The organism is Desulforamulus ruminis DSM 2154, assembly GCF_000215085.1.
In the GTDB taxonomy this organism is placed as follows: Bacteria; Bacillota; Desulfotomaculia; order Desulfotomaculales; family Desulfotomaculaceae; genus Desulfotomaculum; species Desulfotomaculum ruminis.
The window spans coordinates 1840430-1861362 of record NC_015589.1 but is presented as its reverse complement, the minus strand read 5'-3'; the positions used below and the strand labels follow the sequence as shown (position 1 = coordinate 1861362).

The window sequence follows — 20933 nt, the reverse complement described above, 5'->3', positions numbered from 1 at the left end:
TCATTTTAAAAGCCGCTTAGTAATCACCCCGGCAGCCATTTGCTCCAATTCATCATTCAGGGGTGTAAGCCGATTATCCAGTCCCCTGCGGGCCAAGGCCAGACCAATGAATAAGTCTGTCAATCTGCTGTTTTTAGGCAGCAGGGGTCCGTGCAAATAGGAGCAAAAGACATTTTTATATCTTGCTCCTTCGGTACCGTCCTGCCCGTTATTCCCATAACCGGAAAGTACTTTGCCCAAGGATTCAAGTTCATTGATAAAGGTTTGACCGGAATGATTTTCAAAACCAGCCACCTGAACCCTTTCGCCATGGATCATCATTTCAATAACCGCATTCCCGATCAGCCTTTTAGTTCCAGCCCGGGTATACAGGTTTAACAAGCCCAGACCGGGAATTTCCTGTCCTTCCTGGGTTAAATAGTATTGGCCAAGCATTTGGTAACCGCCACAAATGGCCAGCACCACCAAATCATTTTCAATGGCTGCCTGCAGCCCCTCTTTCCGAGTCATCAGGTCCTGGGCCATCAGGGTTTGTTCCCTATCGGAACCTCCCCCCAGGAACAGGAAGTCCACTTCTGAAAAATCTACCGGTTCCCCAATATTGATTTCCATTACTTCCACCGCAATTCCCCGCCAGCGGCAGCGCTGCACAAAGGCAATCACATTTCCCCTGTCACCGTATAAATTGAGCAGATCAGGATACAGATGACAAATTTTGAGCATGGGAATCCTCCTTTACTGCCAGTTCCAGTAATATCTTTTGGGCCGGCCAGAGAGCGGTATAAGTGGAAAATAAATAACTAAGCCCCCCGGATCCTTCCAGAGTTCTACGAATGGCCTCTTCCATGCTCTCCACAACGGTAATCTTCTCCAGTGCCACGCCGGCGTACTTTAGCCGCAGGGCCATCTCCGCACCCCGGAGGCCCGAGCAGACAAATTGGGCAATGCGGTCTTGATGCAGGGCCAGATGTTCAAAATCCACATCCCAGAGCCAGGAAATATCCCTGCCGTCCGCATCATTATCATTAACAGCCATAAATACGTTTTTGGAACCCTCCATGTCTAACAGGCTGGCGATGCCTTCATTGTATCCCGTGGGATTTTTAACCAAATTCAACAGTACCGGCTTTCCTTTATAAGTGAAGGTCTCCATTCTGCCGATGGCGGGAGTATAGTGCAGCAGTCCCTGGAGGATGGACTGGGGCGGCAAATTCTTCAAATATCCCACTGAAAAAGCTGCCAGCGCATTATATAGGTTATAAAAACCCGGCGTATTGACCGACAGAGTTATTTCGCCTCCGGGATATTTCACCCGGCAGCGGCTGATGTTTTGAGAGGTTTGAACTTCCAGAATTTCAATCCCCGGAACAGGTCGTTGAAAATTACAGCTCTGGCATTGATAAGCGCCCAATTGACTGTATTGATAATAGGTATACCGCAGTTCCTGCCCGCAATGGGGGCAAAACCGCGACTCTCTTGTTTGTTTGGCTCCGGTCTCAGGCCGTTGATTAGCAGCGATACCGAAAAAGACCGCCCCATGCCCAGTGGCGGCCTGAAGCTGGGCTGCCAGAGGATCATCGGCATTCAGCACCAGTTGTACCGACTGTATTTTTTTCAAGGCATCTCTTACCAGGCCGACGGTTTTATCCAGTTCACCATAACGGTCCAATTGATCCCTGAAAAAATTATTCACAACCACCGTCTCCGGACGCACTTCCTGTACCACCAGGGGAAAGGAGGCTTCATCCACCTCCAATAGGGCATAATCACAATCAATGCGGCCAAATCCATTGGCCTGGCGGATAAAGGCGGCCGTTACACCGGTAATTAAATTGGCGCCCTCCTGATTTATGACCACTTTATAGCCTGCGGTCCGGAAGATGCCGGCGATCATATTGTTGGTTGTCGTTTTACCATTGGTCCCGGTTACCATAATTACGCCCTTGCGGGCTTGTCCGGCCAGATCCTTCAGGGTGTTCTTATAGATTTTTCTGGCCACCACACCGGGTAGAGAAGAACCCTTCCAACCCAGTTGACGGCTAACAAAAGCTGCAAGTTTGGCAGCAAAAATGGCCATCATTAAGCGAATTTTCTTCATAGCAACCACCGCATTTCAAAATTATATCTTCAGTGTTCCCTTCCGGGTAGACCGGCAAACTTTACCAACCAAGATTTATGTCCAAGGACTCATTTATTTTCCCGGCTCGGATTTCCTTTTCCTACCTGGAGATTATATCTCCAGAATCACGCATCCGTCAATAAATAGAATATAAGATTAAGCCCGGCTGTAAATTATGGTAAAATGTTTTAGAAAAGAGGTGGTAAAATGTCTGTGCCCGGCATTATTCTGGCAAGCATCTTTTTCATCGCAGGGATGGCCGGAACCATTCTTCCCGTTCTTCCCGGAGCCCCTCTGCTGGTAATCGGCATGTTGATCTATGGCTTCTTTGATCACTTCGTCCATTTAACCTGGCAGTTTTTTCTGGGTCAAACCATTCTGATGCTTTTTGTCTTTGGTGTGGATTATCTGGCGGGTGTATTGGGGGTTGTAAAAACAGGCGGGTCAAAGTATGCTGTCTGGGGTTCTTTGATCGGCACACTGATCGGGTTACTGGCTTTAGGACCCCCGGGGATTATTTTAGGTCCTTTCCTGGGAGCCGTAGGAGGAGAATTAATGGCCCGGAAACCCTTGGACCAGGCGGTGAAGGCCGGCCTTGGCACTTTGCTGGGATTCCTGGGGGGAGCCGTCCTTAAACTGATCCTGCAGTCCCTGATGATCCTGTGGTTTTTCAATGTCATATTATAAATTCCAGCCCCTTAGATACTAAAATAAAAAACAGAACACGGATTTTGCGGATTTCCACGGGTTCTCACGGATTTTTAAATTATTATTTTAAAATCCGCGCCAATCCGTATCATCTGTTCAATCCGTGTTCTATTCCTTTAGCCGGTCGTTCATTCTCTGCCTGTTCTTTTGGCGCGTTATTAAAAAGTTGCTTTGCGGTACGCCCATTTTATAAAAACCCAAGAGGCGGCAGGAGTACGAAAAAAAGCCCACTGTAGTGGACTTTTTAAAAATGTGTGTAGGCAAGAGTTAAACCGCAACATATGCAGTTCATAACCCCCACCGATATTGTATTCATTATACCGGAAACAAAACAAAGGTCAATAGATCATACAAAAAAATAAGCTAATTCTTTTTTTCACAGGCACATGCCCTTTTTCTTTTATTTTCTTAATTGTTTAATTATTTTTCTCTAAATACAAAGCCTCTTAAGATCAAAGCAATCCGGTAATATGTTTAGCAATTTTTTCCTGACGAATCACTTCCCGAATATTGTACTCCCGCTCCAGCCAGAGCGGATAACACATTTGTTCGATGCGGGAAACGGTTCTTTCTCCCAATAACTTGGTTAAATCACCGGATAAATCAAGATTGGTGGTTATCACCGTGGGCAATTGGTTGTTCACCCTGTAATTAATGATATTATAAATTTTATTTTGCGTCCATTCCGTATAATTATGAGCCCCAAGGTCGTCCATAATCAGCAACGGTACTTCGCTAGCCGCCTCAACCAGAATATGCTCGGCAAGATAAGCAGGGTTGGCGTAGCTGGCTTTAATCTTTTCCAACAGGTCCGGTACAATTATAAAAAGGATGGGTTTTTCACAATTTTGCAATATAAAATTGGCAATACAACAAGCCAGAAAGGTTTTTCCGGACCCCACCGGCCCTTGTATTAATAAACCTTCGGTTTCCTCTCCACGGATAAAGGATCTGGCAAATTCCCTAGCATAATGAAAGGTCTTTTGGGCAATTTCCAGATAGGTCCTCTGGGAGTTGGGTTCCTTCAAACTGTTGGAGTAATATTTAAAATTAAAACGATCAAAGGAGTGCCCCAGCATGGCTTTGGGAATCTGGCAGTTTTTAAATTTATTGGCTAAAGATTTCTGTGCCATACAGGAACAGGGAACAGCGAAATCACCCTCCATATAAATTCCCCGGTCTTGGCATTTAGCGCATTCCACCGTTTTTTTATCGGACTCAGCATTAGCCTTTGTTCCGGTACCGGTCATCTGTTTCAATATTCCAAGGGGATCAAAGAATTCCATGGCTAAATCCTCCAAGCAAATGATTACTCATCTTAATTTATCACAAAAAGTTTCAATAGGATAACCTTCTTTATAACAGGCATGAAATTTTTCGCAAAATGTTTCCAAATTTGGCGGTTGGCAGTTATAATTTACATAAGTATACAAAAGGAGCGGAACACATGATACTTGCCCCCTGGGTATGGAGTCTGGTCACCGTATTTTTTTTGATTGGCATAAAAATATATCACCCGCCTAAAAGCATTCTGCCCATTACCCTGATGGGATGGTCCAGTTCTATTTTCATTGTCTCCGGGGTATTATATTTGGACGGGTTGATGACCAAATCCACCGCTTTTTCCTGGGAACCCATGCTGCTGTCCTTGGGCACCTTTGTATTTTGCTTTTCATTATACCGATGGCACATAAAAAATAACCAAACGGGCAAAGAGAAACCAAATAGGAAAAAAAACAGGATGAAAGCCTGTTAATAGTTTGGGGGTGCATTTTTTGAGCGAAATTGATGTGCGTTTTACTTGTCCTGATTGTGAAGAACAATTTATCGTAGACCCTAAAGAGATTCTACAAAAGGATTTTCTTTCCTGTCCTAAATGCGGGTGCAAACTTTCCGAAGAGGAACTGCAGCATCTAAAAATTGCTATTGATTACATGCAAAATCATCAACCCAATTAATAATCCGCATAGTGGTAAAAGGGGCTGCGCAAAAGGCTGTGTTCATTTTGCGCAGCCTTTATTTTAAGAATAATAGAACACGACTTTTACGGATTTTTACTGATTCTCACGGATTTTTTTAATTTTTATTAAATATCCGCGCAAATCCGTATCATCCGTTAAATCCGCGTTCTATTAGTAGCGATTATTTAATTGCTTGTTTGTATATCTACCTGTTCTTTGGCCTGCTGCTAAAAAGTCGTTTTCACCACTCCCTCGTTCCCTAAAGAATATTGAGTTAAAAATTGCAAAGATTTTTTATATTAAGGCCGATAACTAGGCAAAGAATCCATTCACCATTTGTAAATCTCAAGGAGGTTACGCTTATGAAATATCGCTTTTTTTCCATCACAGCGACTTTTGTGCTTACGCTGCTTTTGCAAACCCAAATAGCCTTGGCTTCACAGGAACCTTTGCCACCGGCACCTCCATCCCCGCCTCCCTTCCCGCCCTTTAGCCTTCTCGTTAACGGACAGAAAATCACTACGGATCAGGATCCTTTATTTATCAATGGAGTTCTTTTTATTCCGCTGCGGGCAACTCTAGAAGCTCTAGGTTCCAAGGTGGAATGGGACGCCCAAAGGGAAACGGCCATGGTTGATCACCAGGGTTTGAGACTAGGACTTTACCCGGGCAGAAACGACGTCCTCTTAAATGATCGAGTTATTTCCCTGGGCAGCCCGTGTAAGCTGGAAAAGGAACGATTGCTCGTCCCCGGCCAGGTTTTCTCTGAGATTCTGGATATGGATATCTCCTGGGACCCGGAACACCATTTTGTTTTTGTAAACTAGTTATTATATCGTTTCCTGCTTTTTTTCATAGAGTTAAAAGGAATTTCTCTTTAGGTTAGAAAAAACAGATAAAGATAGATTGTCGATAAAACGATCGATATAAGCATTAATGGAAAGGCTACTTTCATAAAGCTTAAAAAGGTCCATTTATATCCCCTTTTTTCAGCCATACCTACTACCACAACATTTGCGGAGGCGCCTATAATGGTTCCATTGCCGCCCAAGCAAGCTCCTAGGGACAAGGCCCACCACAGAGGATTCAAATCGCTAATGCCGCCCAACCTACCCATATCCTGGATCAGCGGAATCATAGTCGCAACAAAGGGAATATTGTCCACAAAGGCCGAGGCTATGGCTGACATCCAAAGAATCAGCATACCGGTGGGCAATATGGCTCCCCCGGTGATCTGTAAAGCCTTCTTAGCAATCCATTCAATAATGCCGACTTCCTCCAATGCCCCCACCAAAATAAACAGTCCGGCAAAGAAAAATATTACCGGCCATTCTACCGCTGACAGGACATGCTCCGGCTCGTCTCTTGTTAGCAGTAACAGCAAGGCCGCCCCGGTCAGAGCAATAGTTGCAGACTCCAAATGGACATACTGATGGATTAAAAACCCTCCAACCGTTAAAAAGATTACAAACAAAGATTTTTTCAGTAATACCAAATCTTTAATTTCATCCTCGGGATTCAATTCCATAATGTTCCTCTTTAGTTCTTCCCGGGCAATCAGTTGTTTTCCATAAATTATTTTCAATAAAATAATCGTAACAACCATAACAACCACCACAATCGGAGCCAGATTCATAACAAAATCCATAAAGCCTAAACCCGTGGCAGAACCAATCATAATATTAGGCGGATCTCCAATTAAGGTAGCCGTACCTCCGATATTGGACGACATAATTTCTGCAAAGAGAATGGGCATAGGGTTTATTTCCAAAGCCCTGGCAATGGAAAAAGTCACCGGTACAATCAGCAGTACCGTTGTTACATTGTCCAGAAGCGCCGACAAAATAGCTGTGATAATGGACAGGGAAACCATGATGGCCAGAGGCTCTCCCTTGCTTCTTTTGGCAGCTTTAACCGCCAGATACTCAAAAACACCTGAATTTCTGGCAATGCCAACAATAATCATCATTCCCACCAGAAGACCGATGGTATTGAAATCAATGGCCTGAACAGCCTTTTCCTGATGCAGAACCCCCCCTACAATGACCAGCATGGCCCCAAAAAGGGCAACCACTGCCCGGTGAATCTTTTCAGAGATAATAACTGCATAAGTAATTAGAAAAACAACTGTGGCAAAAATTACTTGATTTGTAACTTCCATTTAAGAACATCTCCTTACGTTAGCACTAATATATTATAAACTTTCAAAGTATTAAAGCTCAACTCCCCAGTAACCTCCATATCTACACACTGTCCAACCATGTATTAGTAGTCAGGGTGTGTCTTCAAACCAAATCAAGCTAACTGTCATGGAACGATTAGGCAGAACCCCTTCAAATACGGCAAAGGTTCGTTGTACAATTCAAAAAAAGAAACTTTATCCCGTTGTGCAAACTTATTGCTTTGGTTACAATATAGCACTAATTTATCTTTCTTATTGAGCACTTCTACGGTCAATTTATTTTCTTTAGCATATATTTTAGCTTGCCTAATGCCTTTTGCTGACCCAGCAGTAATGCCGATAGTACCCTGATTAGCTCGTATTTTCTTAATAACTGTACCGGCATATGTTTCTTTTATTTGGAATCGGTTAAGTCCATAGAGATCCCGCATCTCAGGTAAAACTTTAGTCAGCAAAATATTTAAAGCAGAAGGATTAACTATTAATGTAATTTCTTGTTTTGTAATAAGCTGCTGGTCCGCAATGGATTTTAATTGTTGAGATTGTTTAATCATAGACCGGATTACTGGCAACATTTCTTCGCCTATGGGTGTTAACACAACGCCATGACTTGTACGTTTCATAAGCTTTATGTTTAACTCTTTTTCCAAAGCAATAATAGGCGGAACTAACTGTCGATTGCCCAACAAACAGATTGTCGGCTGCTTGTGATATATTTTTACACTCAGCTACTTCCAAAAAATACTCTAATTGTTCTATACGCATCGATTTTCCTCCGAAAGGAATTTCTAGGGAAATATATTCTAATCTAGCTTTCGTTAAACTTTACGTAATTTTCAGTACTGAGTTAATAAAGTAGTAACGTTGCTGATAAAAGAAATAGAATAATTCTTCATAAGAAATAAATCTCGTCAAAAGGGTTTTTCTCTTTTGAGTTGAAGCATATAAATAGCTGAGGCATCTATCACTTATCAGGCAGGTGAAATCCATGGATGTTTTTAGGTATATTGCGGAAGCTAAAATTAAACAAGCCATTCATCAGGGGGAGTTTGACCACCTGCCCGGTGCGGGAAAACCTCTGGAATTAGAGGATTTATCTGCTGTTCTGGAGGAACTCCGGGCAGGCTATATTTTATTGAAAAACGCGGGGGTTCTGCCGGAAGAAATGAGCCTGAAAAATGAAATCATCTCCCTGCGAAAATTAATTGATTGCTGTTACGATGAAGGGGAAAAAAGCTCTCTCCACGTTAAACTGAATGAAAAACTTCTTCGTTTTAATATGCTGATGGAAAACAGGCAGGTTTCTTCATCGGTTCTTCAATGCTATAAAAACAAAGTGCTTGAACGTTTCGGCAGGTAATGCCTGCATTGGGGGCTAAATTAAAAAGAGCATTTACGTCGGAAAGGGTAAACACAAATTCCATCTGCGTGGAATTGGTTTACCCTTTCCTAAAGGACCTCAACGGAAACGTTCCCCCTTTTGAAGTTTTACCCTTGCTCCGAATTCTTCTCTGCAACCAGACCATCTATTCATCCTACGTGCACATAGAATGATTCTCTGGAAGCTTTGAAGTTTTTCGCTTGACCCGGTGAACTGCCACGAACGACTTTTGGTCTCTGCCCCTTCTGAGTTTTGATTTTGCTTCCCTGGCTTCGTTTCCTACTTCCAAGGAAGAGTATCAGGTTGATCCCTTCAATTCATCCGGCTTAAAAGTCGCCTTCCTTTGGACCCCCCTCAAAACGGCTTTATCATCAAAGCAGCCACCAGAGCCTTCGCTATCGGGCTTTTCAGGGTTACCAGTACTTTAACCAAGGTTATTTCCTGGATTACTGTTATCGTATTAAAATATAATAATCATGTCAATATAATCTTTATGCTTTTAATCTATTTGTAATAAAAAGAGAATTCTTTATCAGGATAACGTTTATGACCACAAAAAAGGAAGGCTTATAAAACTTTTGCTAATGCTTATTTATTAAAAAACACGATGTCTCCGAAATTTACTCCTGCAACCCTGCCAACCCCTTCACATTTTATTTTTAACAGATAATAAATGCGGCCCTTGGTAAAGCTTTGATCTTCCAAGGTCTCAAAATTGGCCTGGCCCTTGGAAATGATGAGCTCGGAGTTTTGCAGCAAGGATAAAAATTCTTGGGAAATATGGTTAAAAGATACGCCCAAATAACGGGATCCGGTGGTGATAACCCGGGCCACTTTATCCATGCCAATGTAAAAGGCATCTTCCATGGTAGAATCATTTAAAATTGGTCCCTCTTTAACAACATAGATCACTTTTTTTCCCCGCCGGGTCAGTTCTTCCACCAAAATCCGGTCAAAGACAATTTCTCCAGCATTGTCCCCGATAATTACGACCTCTTTTGCTTTTTGAAGCTTTCCTAAAAAATCCCTATAGTCATCCTTGGCAAAACCCGTTTTTAAGCTGTATTGTAGGCTGCCTTGTATATCAAAGCTTTTGTTAATGCCCAGATCAATAATATTGCCCGCAACCGAAATTTTCAGCGCGCTGTATAACCGGTCCTCAGAGTCCTCTAATAGGTCCTTTAGAGCAGGATATAACTTTAAGGCAAGATCATTGGAACTTTTCTTTGCTTCTTTATAAGGGTCATCATTGGCAATCTTTTTGTATACCTCCAACAAAGCCTCGGTGGAATTTTCCGCGGGTGTGTTCCTTCGATCCATTCCTTTTACAAAATCCATCAGTTCATAAATTACCTGATGCTGCCGGTCTTCATCAACATGAGCAAAAGCCATGCAGGAAGCCGCTTGTTTTAAATAACAGTGAACACAATCAATATAGGCTTTCATAAAAATCCTCCTGATTCAATAAAGTCGGAAAAAGGCATCCACACCTGCCAAAAATAATACTATTTCTTGCTCAAGGTTTATATTCTTTTAAAGGATTACTGGGGATCTTGTCCAATACTAATCCTACAAAACGCATAGGATGTGAGGAGAGGCAAATGAAAAATGTAGCCATACTACTAATTTTACTGATTTTATTGGCCGTCTGGTTTTTTATGTCCGTTGGCGTTTCCCTGCCTACCATCTTTATTTTCTTAGGTTGGCTTCTTTTGGGGTTGGGCCTTCTGGCTTTTATCGGGGGAGACCGCAGGGGAGGAATCATCGCCATTATTCTAGGAATTATTTTGTCAAATATCCATCGATTTTAAGAGGCGTCATAAATATTTTGTTGGTTCCCACAGCCCTAAGGAATAAACAACCCCCGGTTTATGACCGGGGGCTTGGTTCTACCGGAATCATTTTGTAATGCAGCCGCTTGTAAATAATCTTGCTGTTATGGCAAAATAGATTAGAGTATTTTCTACATAAAACATTATTAAATTACAAAATTCTTAGGAGTGGACCATGCGCATATTTTTAGTTGTTTTCGGACTGATTGTTTTTCTTTGCTTTGCTTTTGCCGGAGGTTATTTTATCGCCGACCAAATCATTGGGAACTCCCCTACCAAAAACAGTGAACCTTTGCCTAAGGAACAGTCAACGGAAATAAAGCAGCCGGAACAACCAAAAGAAGCCCCGGAGCAGCGGCAAGAAACGCAAGGGGAACTCCCTCGGGAAGAAAACTCCCCGCAGCCCACAACGAAAGCATTGGATGAGGAACTATTGCTGGATGCCTCGGCCTTTAGCTATACTGTTATACCGTCCAAAAACAATCAACCGGCGGTGACTTACAGTTCGGAAGAACTGCGCTTTAACCCCTGACGAGATACACTGCTTCTATTTTGCCAGGGTCTTGACAATATCCGCCCGGCTTACAATACCAATCATTTTACCGTTTTCCACTACGGGAATGCGTTTTATATTATTGTCAATCATCAAAGTGGCCACTTGCCCCACTTCCTCTTCCCCTGAAACCGTAATCACTTTGCTGGTCATTATTTCAGCAGCTTTTAAAGCGGCCAGTTTTTTAAAATCTTCCTTGTATTGATCAACACCGCCGAAATAAATAAGACCACCTAACAATCCAAAAAACTTGGGAATTCTGGGGTTGCTCTCTTTATGTAAAAGATCCCCCTCGGTTACCATCCCCACCAAACTCCCCGCTTCATCCACAACAGGAACTCCGGAAATATTATGGGTGACTAAAACTTCAGCAACTTCCTGAATGGTCATGTCCTTTGTTACCGTGATTACATCACTTCTCATGATTTCTTTTACTTTCATCCCCATCACCTCTCTACTATAGTTTAATCTCAGGCTTAAATCCTATGCGGATTTTAACGTCCTATTCTCCGATACCACCTGGTAAAAAGTGTAGTTGATACTAAATACACTACGGGATTTACCCACTCCTTGTCAAATCTATTTTTATATTGGCAGTGATCATATCATCAGTAAAACAAACTTTTCTGGTGGAAAACGGCAGCAACGGATTGCCAAGCCATTGATGCCATAATCTAAATCATAAATTTACATAAAAAAGTCCTCTTTTTTGTTATAATCATATTAGCATAAGCTTATCCCTATCATCATCTTTAGGAGGAATAAAATTGCTGCTGATTAATGTTGCTGAACTGGCCACAAGGAACCATCTAAGCTACGAGGATATGCACAAAGCCTTTCAAGCTTTATACAAACTGGAATATAATCCGGTGGCCATTAAATTTTTCTTTGACCAAGACGAGTTTGACGCTTTTATCCCGGAAAAGGTGCCTGCTTCAAAGATGACCTTTTGTCAGGCTGCCCTGGCTTCCCGCATGGACAACTATATTGTAAAGGTTACCGATGACAAGTTGCTCTGCGGTAATGCCAGAACGGTATTTGGCTTCCGTGAAGCTTCCGACGCCGAGGTTGACGAACAAGTTAAATATACCACAGACCGGGATCTGGCCAAGGAATGCATGCAAGCCCGGCCCACCTTACCCGTTGGCCAGTTAAAAGGCGTTATGACGGCGCCTCTATACAAAACCCCGGTGGATCAGATGTGGTATTCTTTGTGGTAAATGTACTCCAGGCTTATCATATCCTTAATGATTATATCGGAGCCTGTAAAGTGCCCACGGTAACTTCTAACCATACCATCAATTCGGTGGTCTGCGGCGGTTCGGTACGTTGTTTTCAGGAAAACAAACCGGAAATGAAAACCATGTGTGCAGGCAGCTTTACCTCGGGTAAAACCGAAAAAGGCGAGGTGAACCTGTTTATTCCTGGCAAGCAGATAAGTCAGTTAGCGGATCAATTAATTAAAAGAACCTTTAAATATGGCGGGAGCTCCTTTTTGGGGGCCGGCGGTCAAGATTTCCCGGGAGTGGATGTTTGCAAAAAATGTCCGATGATTCGTTTTAAAGATTATAAAGCCGAGTAGTTTGGTTTTAGATTTCCGTAGAGGACCTATGAACAGGGGCTGTGGCAAAAACCAGAATGGTTGCATTGCGCAGCTCTTTATTTCTTCAAAAAAAGAATAGAATGCGGATTTTACGGATTTCCACGGATTGTTACGGATTTTTAATTTTAAATCCGTGTAAATCCGTATCATCCGTTGAATCCGTGTTCTATTTTTTATTAGTCCGGTTGTTCACTGGGTTATCTGCCGTTCTTAAGGCACTACGCAAAGTCTTTTGCCTATTTTATCTCCGTAAGATTAAAAGGGGTCTCCTGATATACATAATAGTTAAGCCAGTTGGAGAATAACAAGTGGGCATGCCCTCTCCACTTTACTACCGGTTCATTTTCCGGATTGTCCTCCGGATAATAATTTTGGGGAACAAGGATATCCAGCCCTTTTTTGACATCCCTTTCGTATTCACCTTTTAAGGTCAGCGGATCATACTCGGAATGGCCGGTAATAAAGAACATCCGGCGGTTCTTGGCAGCCACGATATAGACACCGGCTTCATCCGACTCTGATAGGATTTCCAGTTCTTCCACTCTTTCAATGTCCCTTCGCCTTACCTCGGTATAACGGGAATGGGGCACATAAAATTCGTCGTCAAAACCCCTGAGCAGTTTAATATGGCTCCGATTAATCCAATGCTTGAATACACCGAACAATTTAGCCGGCAGGTCATATTTGGGTATGCCATAGTGGTAATAAAGCCCCGCTTGGGCTGCCCAGCAAATATGCAAGGTGGAGGTGACATGATCTTTGGACCATTCCATGATTTCCTGTAATTCTTCCCAGTAATCAACCTGGTTAAATTCCAGTTGCTCCACCGGCGCGCCGGTTATAATCAGACCGTCAAATTTCTGATTTTTTACTTCCTCAAAGGTTTTATAAAATACCGCCAAATGATCCTCCGGCGTATTTTTTGACCAGTGAGAACCGGTATGAAGCAGTTCTACTTCAACCTGCAGCGGGGTGTTGCCCAGAAGCCGCAGGAGTTGGGTTTCGGTGGTTATCTTGGTGGGCATTAAGTTTAAGATCGCCATTTTCAGCGGCCGTATATCCTGACGCACCGCTCTGGTCTCATGCATCACAAAAATATTTTCATTGGTTAAAATTTGGCTTGCAGGCAAGTGATCCGGTATTTTAATGGGCATCCTTCAGCCACCCCTCTATTGTCAAATTCTATTGAGCCTTTAAAGCCTGATCCAGGTCCTCCAGCAAATCACCGATACTTTCAAGCCCCACCGAGATACGGATAAGGTCCGGTGAAACCCCCGCCTGCTTCAGGGCCTCCTCGGACAGTTGGCTGTGGGTTGTGGAAGCTGGATGAATCACCAGAGATTTGGCATCTCCCACATTGGCCAGGTGAGAAAAAATTTGTAAACTGTCTATAAATCTCCGGCCGGCTTCAAGCCCCCCTTTAATGCCAAAGGTTAAAATCGCCCCGGCTCCTTTAGGTAGGTATTTCTGAGCCAGCTCGTAGGATGGATGGCCTTTTATCCCCGGATAGGAAACCCAATTAACCAGGCTGTGCTGTTGTAAAAACTCCGCCACCCTTTGGGCATTGGACACATGCCTTTCCATCCGTAAGGCCAGGGTTTCAATGCCCTGCAACAGCAGGAACGCGTTAAAGGGGCTGACGCATGCCCCAAGATCTCTTAATAGCTGCGTTCTTGCTTTGGCAATATAGGCTGCCGCCCCCATTTCTTTCGTATAGGTTATATCATGATAGCTGGGGTCCGGCTGATTCAATCCGGGAAACTTATCATTTTGGCTCCAGTCAAATTTTCCGGAATCAATGATCACGCCGCCAATGCTGGTGCCATGCCCGCCAATAAATTTGGTGGTGGAATGAACCACAATATCCGCTCCGTAATCAAAGGGCCGGCAGAGGTAAGGCGTGGTAAAGGTGCTGTCAACAATCAGGGGGATTTCCGCCTGATGGGCTATTTTTCCAACCGCCTCCAGATCCAGGACATCGCACCGGGGATTGCCGATGGTTTCCGCAAAGAGGGCTTTGGTTTTTTCCGTAATAGCCTTTCTGAAATTCTCCGGATCCTCGGGGTTTACAAAGACTACCTTGATACCCAGTCTGGCAAAGGTATGGGTGAATAGATTCACCGTCCCACCGTAAAGGTTGGTGGAAGAGACGATTTCATCCCCTGCGGAGGCGATATTCAAAATAGCGGCCACAATGGCGGCATGTCCGGAAGCCATGGCCAGGGCTCCCACTCCCCCTTCCAGGGCGGCCAGACGCTTTTCCAGCACATCGGTGGTAGGATTGTCGATGCGGGTGTAAATATGACCCTCTTCCTTAAGGCTGAAAAGATTGGCGGCATGTTCGGAATCCCGGAATACGTAAGATGACGTTTGATAGATGGGCACTGCCCGGGAAAGTGTTTCACGATCCGGTTGATGCCCGGCATGAAGGGCCAGGGTTTCAAAACCAAGTTTTCTCTCTGTCATGATGTAACCTCCTTAAAAAATTAAACCCCTTCAATGGATGAAGGGGTTGTTCATTCTGTGTTCCACTTCCTCCCATCTGCCAGGAAATACTTCCTGAAGGAATTAGCACCTTGTCGACTAAAGCCGACCGGTTGCCGGGTTTCATAGGGCCTTTCCCTCCACCGCTCTGGATAAGAGATTTTTTATTTTTTCTAATTATATTTTGCAGAGGACAATGTGTCAAGAATACTTCTTACAACTCTTTAAAACAGCTTCCAATTTAATCTTTTTCTGGTGGTAAAGGTGCTCTCAGAACCTTCCCTCAGTTTCTAAACAACCGGTCCAGACCGCGGTATTGGATGGCTTCCGCCAGATGGTTGGTTAAGATGTTCTTTTGGTTGTCCAGGTCCGCGATGGTTCGGGCTATTTTCAGTATGCGGTTATGGGCCCGGGCGCTTAGTCCCAGGCGTTTAAAAGCATCCTGCAGCAGTTTGGCGGCTGAAGCCTCCAAACGGCAGTAACGGCGGACCTCCCGGGAACCCATGGAGGCATTACAGGTGATTCCCGAATCCTTGAATCTTTCCCGCTGCCGCCCTCGGGCTTCTTCCACCCTGGCCTTGATGGCCGCCGAAGGCTCGCCGGGTGAAACATCGGTCAGTTCTGCGTAGGATACCTTCGGTACTTCCAGGTGAATATCAATCCGGTCCAGCAGCGGGCCGGAAATGCGGTTAATATAGCGCTGTACCTGATAGGGCGTGCAGATGCAGTCCTTTTCCGGGTCCAACAAAAATCCGCAGGGACAGGGGTTAGCCGCTCCCACCAGCATGATTGACGCAGGATAATCAATGCTGGCCGCCACCCTGGAAACGCTGATAAAACCATCCTCCAGAGGTTGCCGCAGGGCTTCCAGGGCGTCTTTATGGAATTCCGGCAGTTCGTCCAGAAACAGCACCCCATGATGGGCCAGGCTTATTTCACCGGGTCTGGGAAACCGTCCTCCTCCTACCAGACTGGCGGCAGAGGAAGTATGATGAGGGGAACGGAAAGGCCTGCTGGTGATAATGGGCTGGTGATTGGTTAACTGTCCGGCCAAACTGTAAATTTGAGTGATTTCAATGGCCTCTGCAAAGGTCAGATCCGGAAGAATGGTTGGTATTCTGCGGGCCAGCATGGTTTTACCGGAGCCGGGACTGCCCATCATCAAAATATTGTGTCCTCCGGCAGCGGCCACTTCTAGGGCGCGCTTCGCCGTCAGTTGCCCCTGAACATCTGCAAAATCAACGATTGTCTGAGGCTGCTCTTGCCGGTATGGATAAGCTTCTTTTTTAACTGGCTCCAATTCCGCTTCACCCCTTAAAGCCAAGGCAAGTTCAGCCAGGGAAGAAACGGCAAACACCTCCATATCTTCCACCAGCGCCCCTTCCGGAGCGTTTTCCCGGGGGATCACAACGCCCTTTAAACCAAGTTTCCTGGCAGCTAAAATCAACGGCAACACGCCGTGAATACTCCTTACAGAGCCGTCCAGGGATAGTTCCCCGATAAAGGCCACGCCGGAATACAAGGCTTCATGGATTTGTCCGGTAGCTCCCAGGATACCGACGGCAATGGGCAAATCATAAACAGGGCCCTCTTTTTTAATATCAGCCGGAGCCAGGTTGACGGTAATGCGCTTTACCGGGAATTCCAAAGCGGAATTTTTTATTGCCGTTCGTACCCTGTCCTTAGCCTCTCTCACCGCGCTGTCCGGTAGACCAACTAGGTCCAACGCAGGGAGCCCGTTCGACACATCAACCTCAACTTTGATTTTCTGCCCTTTAAGACCCTGGAGCGCCACACTGTTAATAATCGCCAGCAAGTCCTTCTCCCCCAAATTCTTGACCACATATCCTAATAACCTATTAAGAATATTCCGCCCCGCAGATTTAGAAACCTTTGGAGATATTGTCGAATCCTGACTTTATCGCAAAAATCATCTCTAAATTCAGGATAAAAAGGATTTACTCTTCCGGTCTCGAAATGGGGTATTGTAAACCCGAGAAGATATTAAAAAGGGAGGAACGGAATTGAAGCTGCCGGATTTTAAGCTGGAAAGGTATTTTGCCAAATATGAATTCAATGCCCCTCATCTTTTGTGTTGTTCCGATTGTGAGTCCTTTACCATTAAAGAAATTTTAAGCCTGGAAGGTGAAAGCGCCTTTGAGAGGTTTCAGAATCAATGGCTGGGATATACCGAGGCGCCGGGAAACCCGGAATTGCGGCAAACCATTGCCGATATCTATACCCAGGTTTCCGCAGAAAATGTCCTGGTCACTTCCGGGGCGGAGGAAGCCATCTTTCTGTTTATGAATGCCGCCCTGGAAAAAAAGGATCATATTATTGTCCAGTACCCCTGTTATCAGTCCCTCATAGAAGTGGCCAGTTCTATCGGGTGTGAAGTTACCCGCTGGGAAATGCAGGAGAAAGATAATTGGGAGCTGGACCTGGATTTTTTATCCGGCAGTCTCCGGCCCAACACCCGGGCCATTATTATCAACGCCCCTCACAACCCAACGGGTTATACGCCCTCGGTGGAAAAATGGAATGTTCTCATTGAACTGGCCAGAAGCAGGAACATCGTGTTATTTTCCGATGAAGTCTACCGTTTTCTGGAATACAATGCGGCAGATCGTTTGCCCGCCGCCTGCGACCTTTATGAAAACGCCGTATCCCTGGGTGTTATGTCCAAGACCTACGGTCTGGCCGGGCTGCGCATCGGCTGGATTGCCACCCGCAATGGTGAAATTTACCGTCGTATGGCCTCCTTTAAGGATTATACTTCCATCTGCAACAGCGCACCCAGCGAGTTTCTATCCTTGATCGCTCTAAAACACCGGGACAAGCTGGCCTGCAGAAATTTGGACATTATTCAGGAAAACCTGCTTCTGTTGGATCAATTCTTTACCCGGTATAGTGATAAATTCCTCTGGCAAAAGCCAAAGGCGGGACCCATTGCCTTTCCCAGCATCCGCTGGGAAGCCTCGGTGGAGGATTTCTGCCTGGATCTGGTGCAAAAGAAAGGCGTTCTTCTGCTCCCTTCAAATTATTACGATTTTGGCCAACGAAATTTTAGAATTGGCTTTGGGCGAAAAAATCTGCCCCAATGCCTGGATAAGCTGGACCAGTATATGCAGGAAAATAAGGAATAAAGAAAGGGTATAAATCAATGTTAAATCTGTCTCTATTAGAAGGCACCTTTGCCGTGTGTCGCTTCCCTCCTTCCACAGCCCTTCCCCACTGGGCTGTAGGGGGAAAGTTTTTTTCTATTACCAAAACCATGGACGAACTCTCCCTGGTGTGCCCCCAGGAAAGTACACCCGAGACCCTGAACTGTGAAAGAAACTGGCGTTGTCTCAAGGTGGAAGGACCTCTGGACTTTTCTTTAACCGGCGTCCTTTCCTCGCTGACCCTCCCTCTGGCCCAGGCAGGCATCAGCATCTTTGCCATCTCAACCTATGACACGGACTATTTGCTGGTTAAAGAAGACCGGCTTGAACAGGCAGTTGCAATTCTTTCCCGCCAGGGCTACCGGTTTATAAAACAGAAACAGCCCTCTTCTTAAACCGTACCTGGAAGTATGGAAAAGGGCAGTAGAAAAGACAAAATCCAATAACCTAAAATAAATGTATTTTTTTATATAAAAAACTTATTAAAAATAAAAGGATTTTATAATTTGTTGTTTAATATAGCTAATTGTTAAATATCGGGCAAATCTGTCGAAAGGCAGAGACGCAAAGCTATGGGCCTAAGGCAGAAATGCTATGGTTGCCAGGTTGCTTAAAGAAATTCTGCGTTAAGCGGCCTGATTTTTCAGGCCCTTTTTTAATGTTTAATACCTTTAGAGGAGGGAGGAATGAAATGCATCTTTTTCAAGATTAATAAGCTTTAACCTTGTTTGTGTGGTCATACCTATGACCTAGTATCTTAAAACAATTGAAAGGATACCAAAAAATGAATAAAGTGAATCTAAGAAAATTCTTTCCCAAAATCGGATTTATCTCGCTAACCCTTAAAAAGAAACTGGTATTTACCTTTGGTCTTTTGCTCCTGATCATTACCGTCTCAGGTATTTTAAGCAACATTAATTTAGGAACCGTCAGTGATAAAGCATCGGAGATCACCAATGTCTGGCTGCCCGGAGTTCACCATTCGGAAGAAATTAACTCTCTCATATCCGATACCCGTTCCAAAGAATATGAACACCTTCTTTCTCCCTTAGAAAAAAATAAAAAAGCCAGTGAAGAAGTGATGGCCGCTAATCTGCAAAAAATAAGCGAGCACATGAATTACTTTAACAAAGACACCAACCAAACAGAGCAAAACCTTTACATTGTTCTGGAATCTGAAATTACTAATTATAAGGAATCCCAGGAAAGATTTTTGCAGCTTAGCCGGGAAAACGATGAAACCGCCGCGAGAAATGTTTTAATGAATGAAAGTGCCGCTTTGTATCGTTACGTTCGGAATGCGTCCGACGCATTATTAAAATACAACCAGAGCAATGCCGATAAGGCCAGCAGTGAAAGCGAGCGCATTTACGCGCAAAGTAAAGCTTCCACCACCACCAGCATTATAATTGCCTGTCTCCTTAGTATTGCCTCCGCCTTTTATATGATCCGCAGCATCATTGGCCCTATTAAAGAAATTGAACAAGGCGCCAAAAATATTGCTAAAGGGGATCTGGCAGTAGAGGATATTAAAATTAGCACCAAGGATGAGATTGGTTCTTTATCCGAATCCTTTAATAACATGAAAAACAATTTAAAAGACATTATTCAAAGTTTAACGCAAGCCACAAGCGGTCTCACCACCATGGCTACCGAGCTTTCCAATCAGTCCCAGCAAACTTCCGCCAGCGCCACGGAAACCGCTTCAACCATGAATGAAATTTCCGCCACCGTTGAACACGTTACAGCCAATATTCAGGAGATTTCCCAGGCTTCGGATGATGCAGCCTTACATGCCAATGACGGGCAAGGTGAGATTGTTAAGGTTACGGAACAATTCAAGGTCATTGCCAATTCCACTAACCGGGTGGCAGAGGTTATTAAAAACCTGAATGATAAAAACCAAAAAATTGTGCGTATGGTTGACCTGATTACGGGGATTGCCGATCAAACCAATTTATTGGCCTTAAATGCCGCCATTGAAGCCGCCAGAGCCGGCGATGCAGGCAAGGGCTTTGCCGTTGTGGCCGAAGAGGTGCGCAAACTGGCTGAACAGTCAGCCAATGCGGCGAAAGATATTACTCAAATAATTCAAGAAATTCAAAAGGAAAGTCAACAGGCAATAAAGGCCATTGACCAAGGTACAGACGAGGTTCAGTCCGGAAGAGACGTTGTACAAAATGTGGGGGTTAAATTTAACACCATTATTGATTCGGTTCAAAGTCTTACGACCCGAATTCAGGATGTAGTATCTGCCGCTGAGCAGATGAATGCAGGCATCCAAAATGTAGCCGCTTCCACTGAGGAACAAACCGCCATCATGGAAGAAGTATATGCCTCTTCGGAATCACTGGCCAAAATAGCCAATAAACTGCAAAGTCAAGTTGCAGGATTCAATGTATAATTTAGCGACCTTTAAACCACTTTTTATATTTCCTATTTTTTGATTAAGACCAATTTTTAGGGAAACGGGCTGGCAAGGTTGGCTAGTTTTCAGGACAAAGAAGATGTCAACCATTTCTACCACGGATTTTGTTTGAATGCTCTAAAGCATCTTCATAATGGAGAGCATGCCCTTACCAGGCGTTATGCTCATATCATATATTTCTCAAATATAAATATTCGATTGATTCGTTGTTGGCTTGTATTCAATCCATGTAATTTTGTCCCGATTAATATTTTTTCGCTACAGGGATAAAAGAACAGGATATGCTCCGGATGCATATCCTGTTCTTTTGAAATTAAAGTTTAGCGTACCCAAATAAAAAGACCTATCTTCTACATCTCTCCGCAGTTTATTCTCTGTTATCCGTATGTACTTTATTGGTAACAATAATAAGTTAATTTGGAACAAATGCCTTCTTGCACAAAATTATTTTATTATAATCATTATTATTCGACTTAAGCTGTCAACTGACGGGAGCATAGATAAGAGAGAACTCCCCT

Annotated in this window: 23 protein-coding genes and 2 riboswitches; of the genes, 11 read left to right on the top strand and 12 right to left on the bottom strand. The window is 44.1% G+C overall.

Annotation, left to right across the window (positions count from 1 at the left end; genetic code table 11):
* Entirely contained in the window at positions 1–723 is a 723-nt protein-coding gene (locus DESRU_RS09380; protein WP_013841871.1) for a type 1 glutamine amidotransferase, read from the bottom strand.
* Entirely contained in the window at positions 695–2098 is a 1404-nt protein-coding gene (locus DESRU_RS09375; protein ID WP_013841870.1) for a MurT ligase domain-containing protein, read from the bottom strand. The genes DESRU_RS09380 and DESRU_RS09375 overlap by 29 nt, the downstream gene beginning before the upstream one ends.
* Before the next feature lie 228 nt (positions 2099–2326).
* On the opposite strand from DESRU_RS09375, the gene DESRU_RS09370 reads away from it, so the two are divergent.
* On the top strand, positions 2327–2806 hold the full coding sequence (locus tag DESRU_RS09370) for a DUF456 domain-containing protein (protein ID WP_013841869.1): 480 nt from the start codon (positions 2327–2329) through the stop codon (positions 2804–2806).
* Positions 2807–3279: 473 nt separating this feature from the next.
* Here the strand turns inward: DESRU_RS09370 and DESRU_RS09365 are convergent, their stop codons facing one another.
* Together DESRU_RS09365 and DESRU_RS20835 are read right to left on the bottom strand one after the other, a co-directional pair.
* Positions 3280–4113: an ATP-binding protein gene (locus DESRU_RS09365; RefSeq protein WP_013841868.1), complete on the bottom strand. Its 834-nt coding sequence runs from the start codon at positions 4111–4113 to the stop codon at positions 3280–3282.
* Positions 4114–4339: 226 nt separating this feature from the next.
* Positions 4340–4540, bottom strand: a complete 201-nt coding sequence (locus DESRU_RS20835) for a hypothetical protein (RefSeq protein ID WP_187290632.1) — start codon at positions 4538–4540, stop codon at positions 4340–4342.
* 62 nt (positions 4541–4602) lie between these two features.
* On the opposite strand from DESRU_RS20835, the gene DESRU_RS09355 reads away from it, so the two are divergent.
* Positions 4603–4785 carry a hypothetical protein gene (locus DESRU_RS09355; RefSeq protein ID WP_013841866.1) on the top strand — a complete coding sequence of 61 codons (183 nt, stop codon included), beginning with the start codon at positions 4603–4605 and terminating at the stop codon, positions 4783–4785.
* Positions 4786–5150: 365 nt separating this feature from the next.
* Positions 5151–5615: a copper amine oxidase N-terminal domain-containing protein gene (locus DESRU_RS09350; RefSeq protein WP_013841865.1), complete on the top strand. Its 465-nt coding sequence runs from the start codon at positions 5151–5153 to the stop codon at positions 5613–5615.
* Positions 5616–5665: 50 nt separating this feature from the next.
* Here the strand turns inward: DESRU_RS09350 and DESRU_RS09345 are convergent, their stop codons facing one another.
* From DESRU_RS09345 to DESRU_RS21765, 3 genes are all read right to left on the bottom strand, one after another.
* Complete coding sequence (locus DESRU_RS09345; protein WP_013841864.1) at positions 5666–6949, bottom strand: ArsB/NhaD family transporter; 1284 nt, start codon at positions 6947–6949, stop codon at positions 5666–5668.
* 146 nt (positions 6950–7095) lie between these two features.
* The gene (locus DESRU_RS09340) at positions 7096–7620 is read right to left on the bottom strand and encodes a LysR family transcriptional regulator (protein ID WP_187290676.1); all 525 of its coding nucleotides are present in this window, start codon (positions 7618–7620) and stop codon (positions 7096–7098) included.
* The gene (locus DESRU_RS21765; protein ID WP_081462000.1) at positions 7517–7735 is read right to left on the bottom strand and encodes a LysR family transcriptional regulator; all 219 of its coding nucleotides are present in this window, start codon (positions 7733–7735) and stop codon (positions 7517–7519) included. The genes DESRU_RS09340 and DESRU_RS21765 overlap by 104 nt, the downstream gene beginning before the upstream one ends.
* Positions 7736–7958: 223 nt before the next feature.
* Between DESRU_RS21765 and DESRU_RS09335 the strand changes: the two genes are divergently transcribed.
* Complete coding sequence (locus DESRU_RS09335; RefSeq protein ID WP_013841863.1) at positions 7959–8330, top strand: DnaJ family domain-containing protein; 372 nt, start codon at positions 7959–7961, stop codon at positions 8328–8330.
* 609 nt (positions 8331–8939) lie between these two features.
* On the opposite strand, the gene DESRU_RS09330 is transcribed toward DESRU_RS09335, so the two are convergent.
* The gene (locus tag DESRU_RS09330) at positions 8940–9797 is read right to left on the bottom strand and encodes a damage-control phosphatase ARMT1 family protein (RefSeq protein ID WP_013841861.1); all 858 of its coding nucleotides are present in this window, start codon (positions 9795–9797) and stop codon (positions 8940–8942) included.
* Between the two features lie 155 nt (positions 9798–9952).
* Here DESRU_RS09330 and DESRU_RS09325 point away from each other — a divergent pair, with 155 nt between their 5' ends.
* Positions 9953–10162, top strand: coding sequence for a hypothetical protein (locus DESRU_RS09325; protein ID WP_013841860.1), 210 nt, complete (start codon positions 9953–9955; stop codon positions 10160–10162).
* Between the two features lie 196 nt (positions 10163–10358).
* Positions 10359–10715, top strand: coding sequence for a hypothetical protein (locus DESRU_RS09320; protein WP_013841859.1), 357 nt, complete (start codon positions 10359–10361; stop codon positions 10713–10715).
* 15 nt (positions 10716–10730) lie between these two features.
* Here the strand turns inward: DESRU_RS09320 and DESRU_RS09315 are convergent, their stop codons facing one another.
* On the bottom strand, positions 10731–11177 hold the full coding sequence (locus tag DESRU_RS09315; RefSeq protein WP_013841858.1) for a CBS domain-containing protein: 447 nt from the start codon (positions 11175–11177) through the stop codon (positions 10731–10733).
* A gap of 326 nt (positions 11178–11503) precedes the next feature.
* On the opposite strand from DESRU_RS09315, the gene DESRU_RS21620 reads away from it, so the two are divergent.
* Both DESRU_RS21620 and DESRU_RS21615 read left to right on the top strand, forming a co-directional pair.
* Entirely contained in the window at positions 11504–11956 is a 453-nt protein-coding gene (locus tag DESRU_RS21620) for a DUF169 domain-containing protein (protein ID WP_337956070.1), read from the top strand.
* Positions 11938–12318 (top strand): DUF169 domain-containing protein, encoded by a 381-nt coding sequence (locus DESRU_RS21615; RefSeq protein ID WP_337956071.1) that lies wholly within the window; start codon positions 11938–11940, stop codon positions 12316–12318. The genes DESRU_RS21620 and DESRU_RS21615 overlap by 19 nt, the downstream gene beginning before the upstream one ends.
* Before the next feature lie 257 nt (positions 12319–12575).
* On the opposite strand, the gene metA is transcribed toward DESRU_RS21615, so the two are convergent.
* The 3 genes from metA to DESRU_RS09295 form a co-directional block, all read right to left on the bottom strand.
* A complete protein-coding gene (gene metA, locus DESRU_RS09305; RefSeq protein WP_013841857.1) occupies positions 12576–13493 on the bottom strand; it encodes a homoserine O-acetyltransferase MetA in 918 nt (305 codons plus the stop codon).
* Positions 13494–13521: 28 nt separating this feature from the next.
* On the bottom strand, positions 13522–14805 hold the full coding sequence (locus DESRU_RS09300; RefSeq protein WP_013841856.1) for a homocysteine synthase: 1284 nt from the start codon (positions 14803–14805) through the stop codon (positions 13522–13524).
* A 69-nt stretch (positions 14806–14874) separates the two neighbouring features.
* Positions 14875–14982, bottom strand: a riboswitch (SAM riboswitch).
* A gap of 124 nt (positions 14983–15106) precedes the next feature.
* On the bottom strand, positions 15107–16666 hold the full coding sequence (locus tag DESRU_RS09295) for a YifB family Mg chelatase-like AAA ATPase (protein WP_273483757.1): 1560 nt from the start codon (positions 16664–16666) through the stop codon (positions 15107–15109).
* A 181-nt stretch (positions 16667–16847) separates the two neighbouring features.
* Here DESRU_RS09295 and DESRU_RS09290 point away from each other — a divergent pair, with 181 nt between their 5' ends.
* From DESRU_RS09290 to DESRU_RS09280, 3 genes are all read left to right on the top strand, one after another.
* Positions 16848–17969 carry an aminotransferase class I/II-fold pyridoxal phosphate-dependent enzyme gene (locus DESRU_RS09290; protein WP_013841853.1) on the top strand — a complete coding sequence of 374 codons (1122 nt, stop codon included), beginning with the start codon at positions 16848–16850 and terminating at the stop codon, positions 17967–17969.
* A gap of 17 nt (positions 17970–17986) precedes the next feature.
* Complete coding sequence (locus tag DESRU_RS09285) at positions 17987–18382, top strand: ACT domain-containing protein (RefSeq protein WP_013841852.1); 396 nt, start codon at positions 17987–17989, stop codon at positions 18380–18382.
* A 134-nt stretch (positions 18383–18516) separates the two neighbouring features.
* A riboswitch (cyclic di-GMP riboswitch) is annotated at positions 18517–18601 on the top strand.
* Between the two features lie 152 nt (positions 18602–18753).
* A complete protein-coding gene (locus DESRU_RS09280) occupies positions 18754–20391 on the top strand; it encodes a methyl-accepting chemotaxis protein (RefSeq protein ID WP_187290631.1) in 1638 nt (545 codons plus the stop codon).
* Positions 20392–20933: the final 542 nt, after the last annotated feature.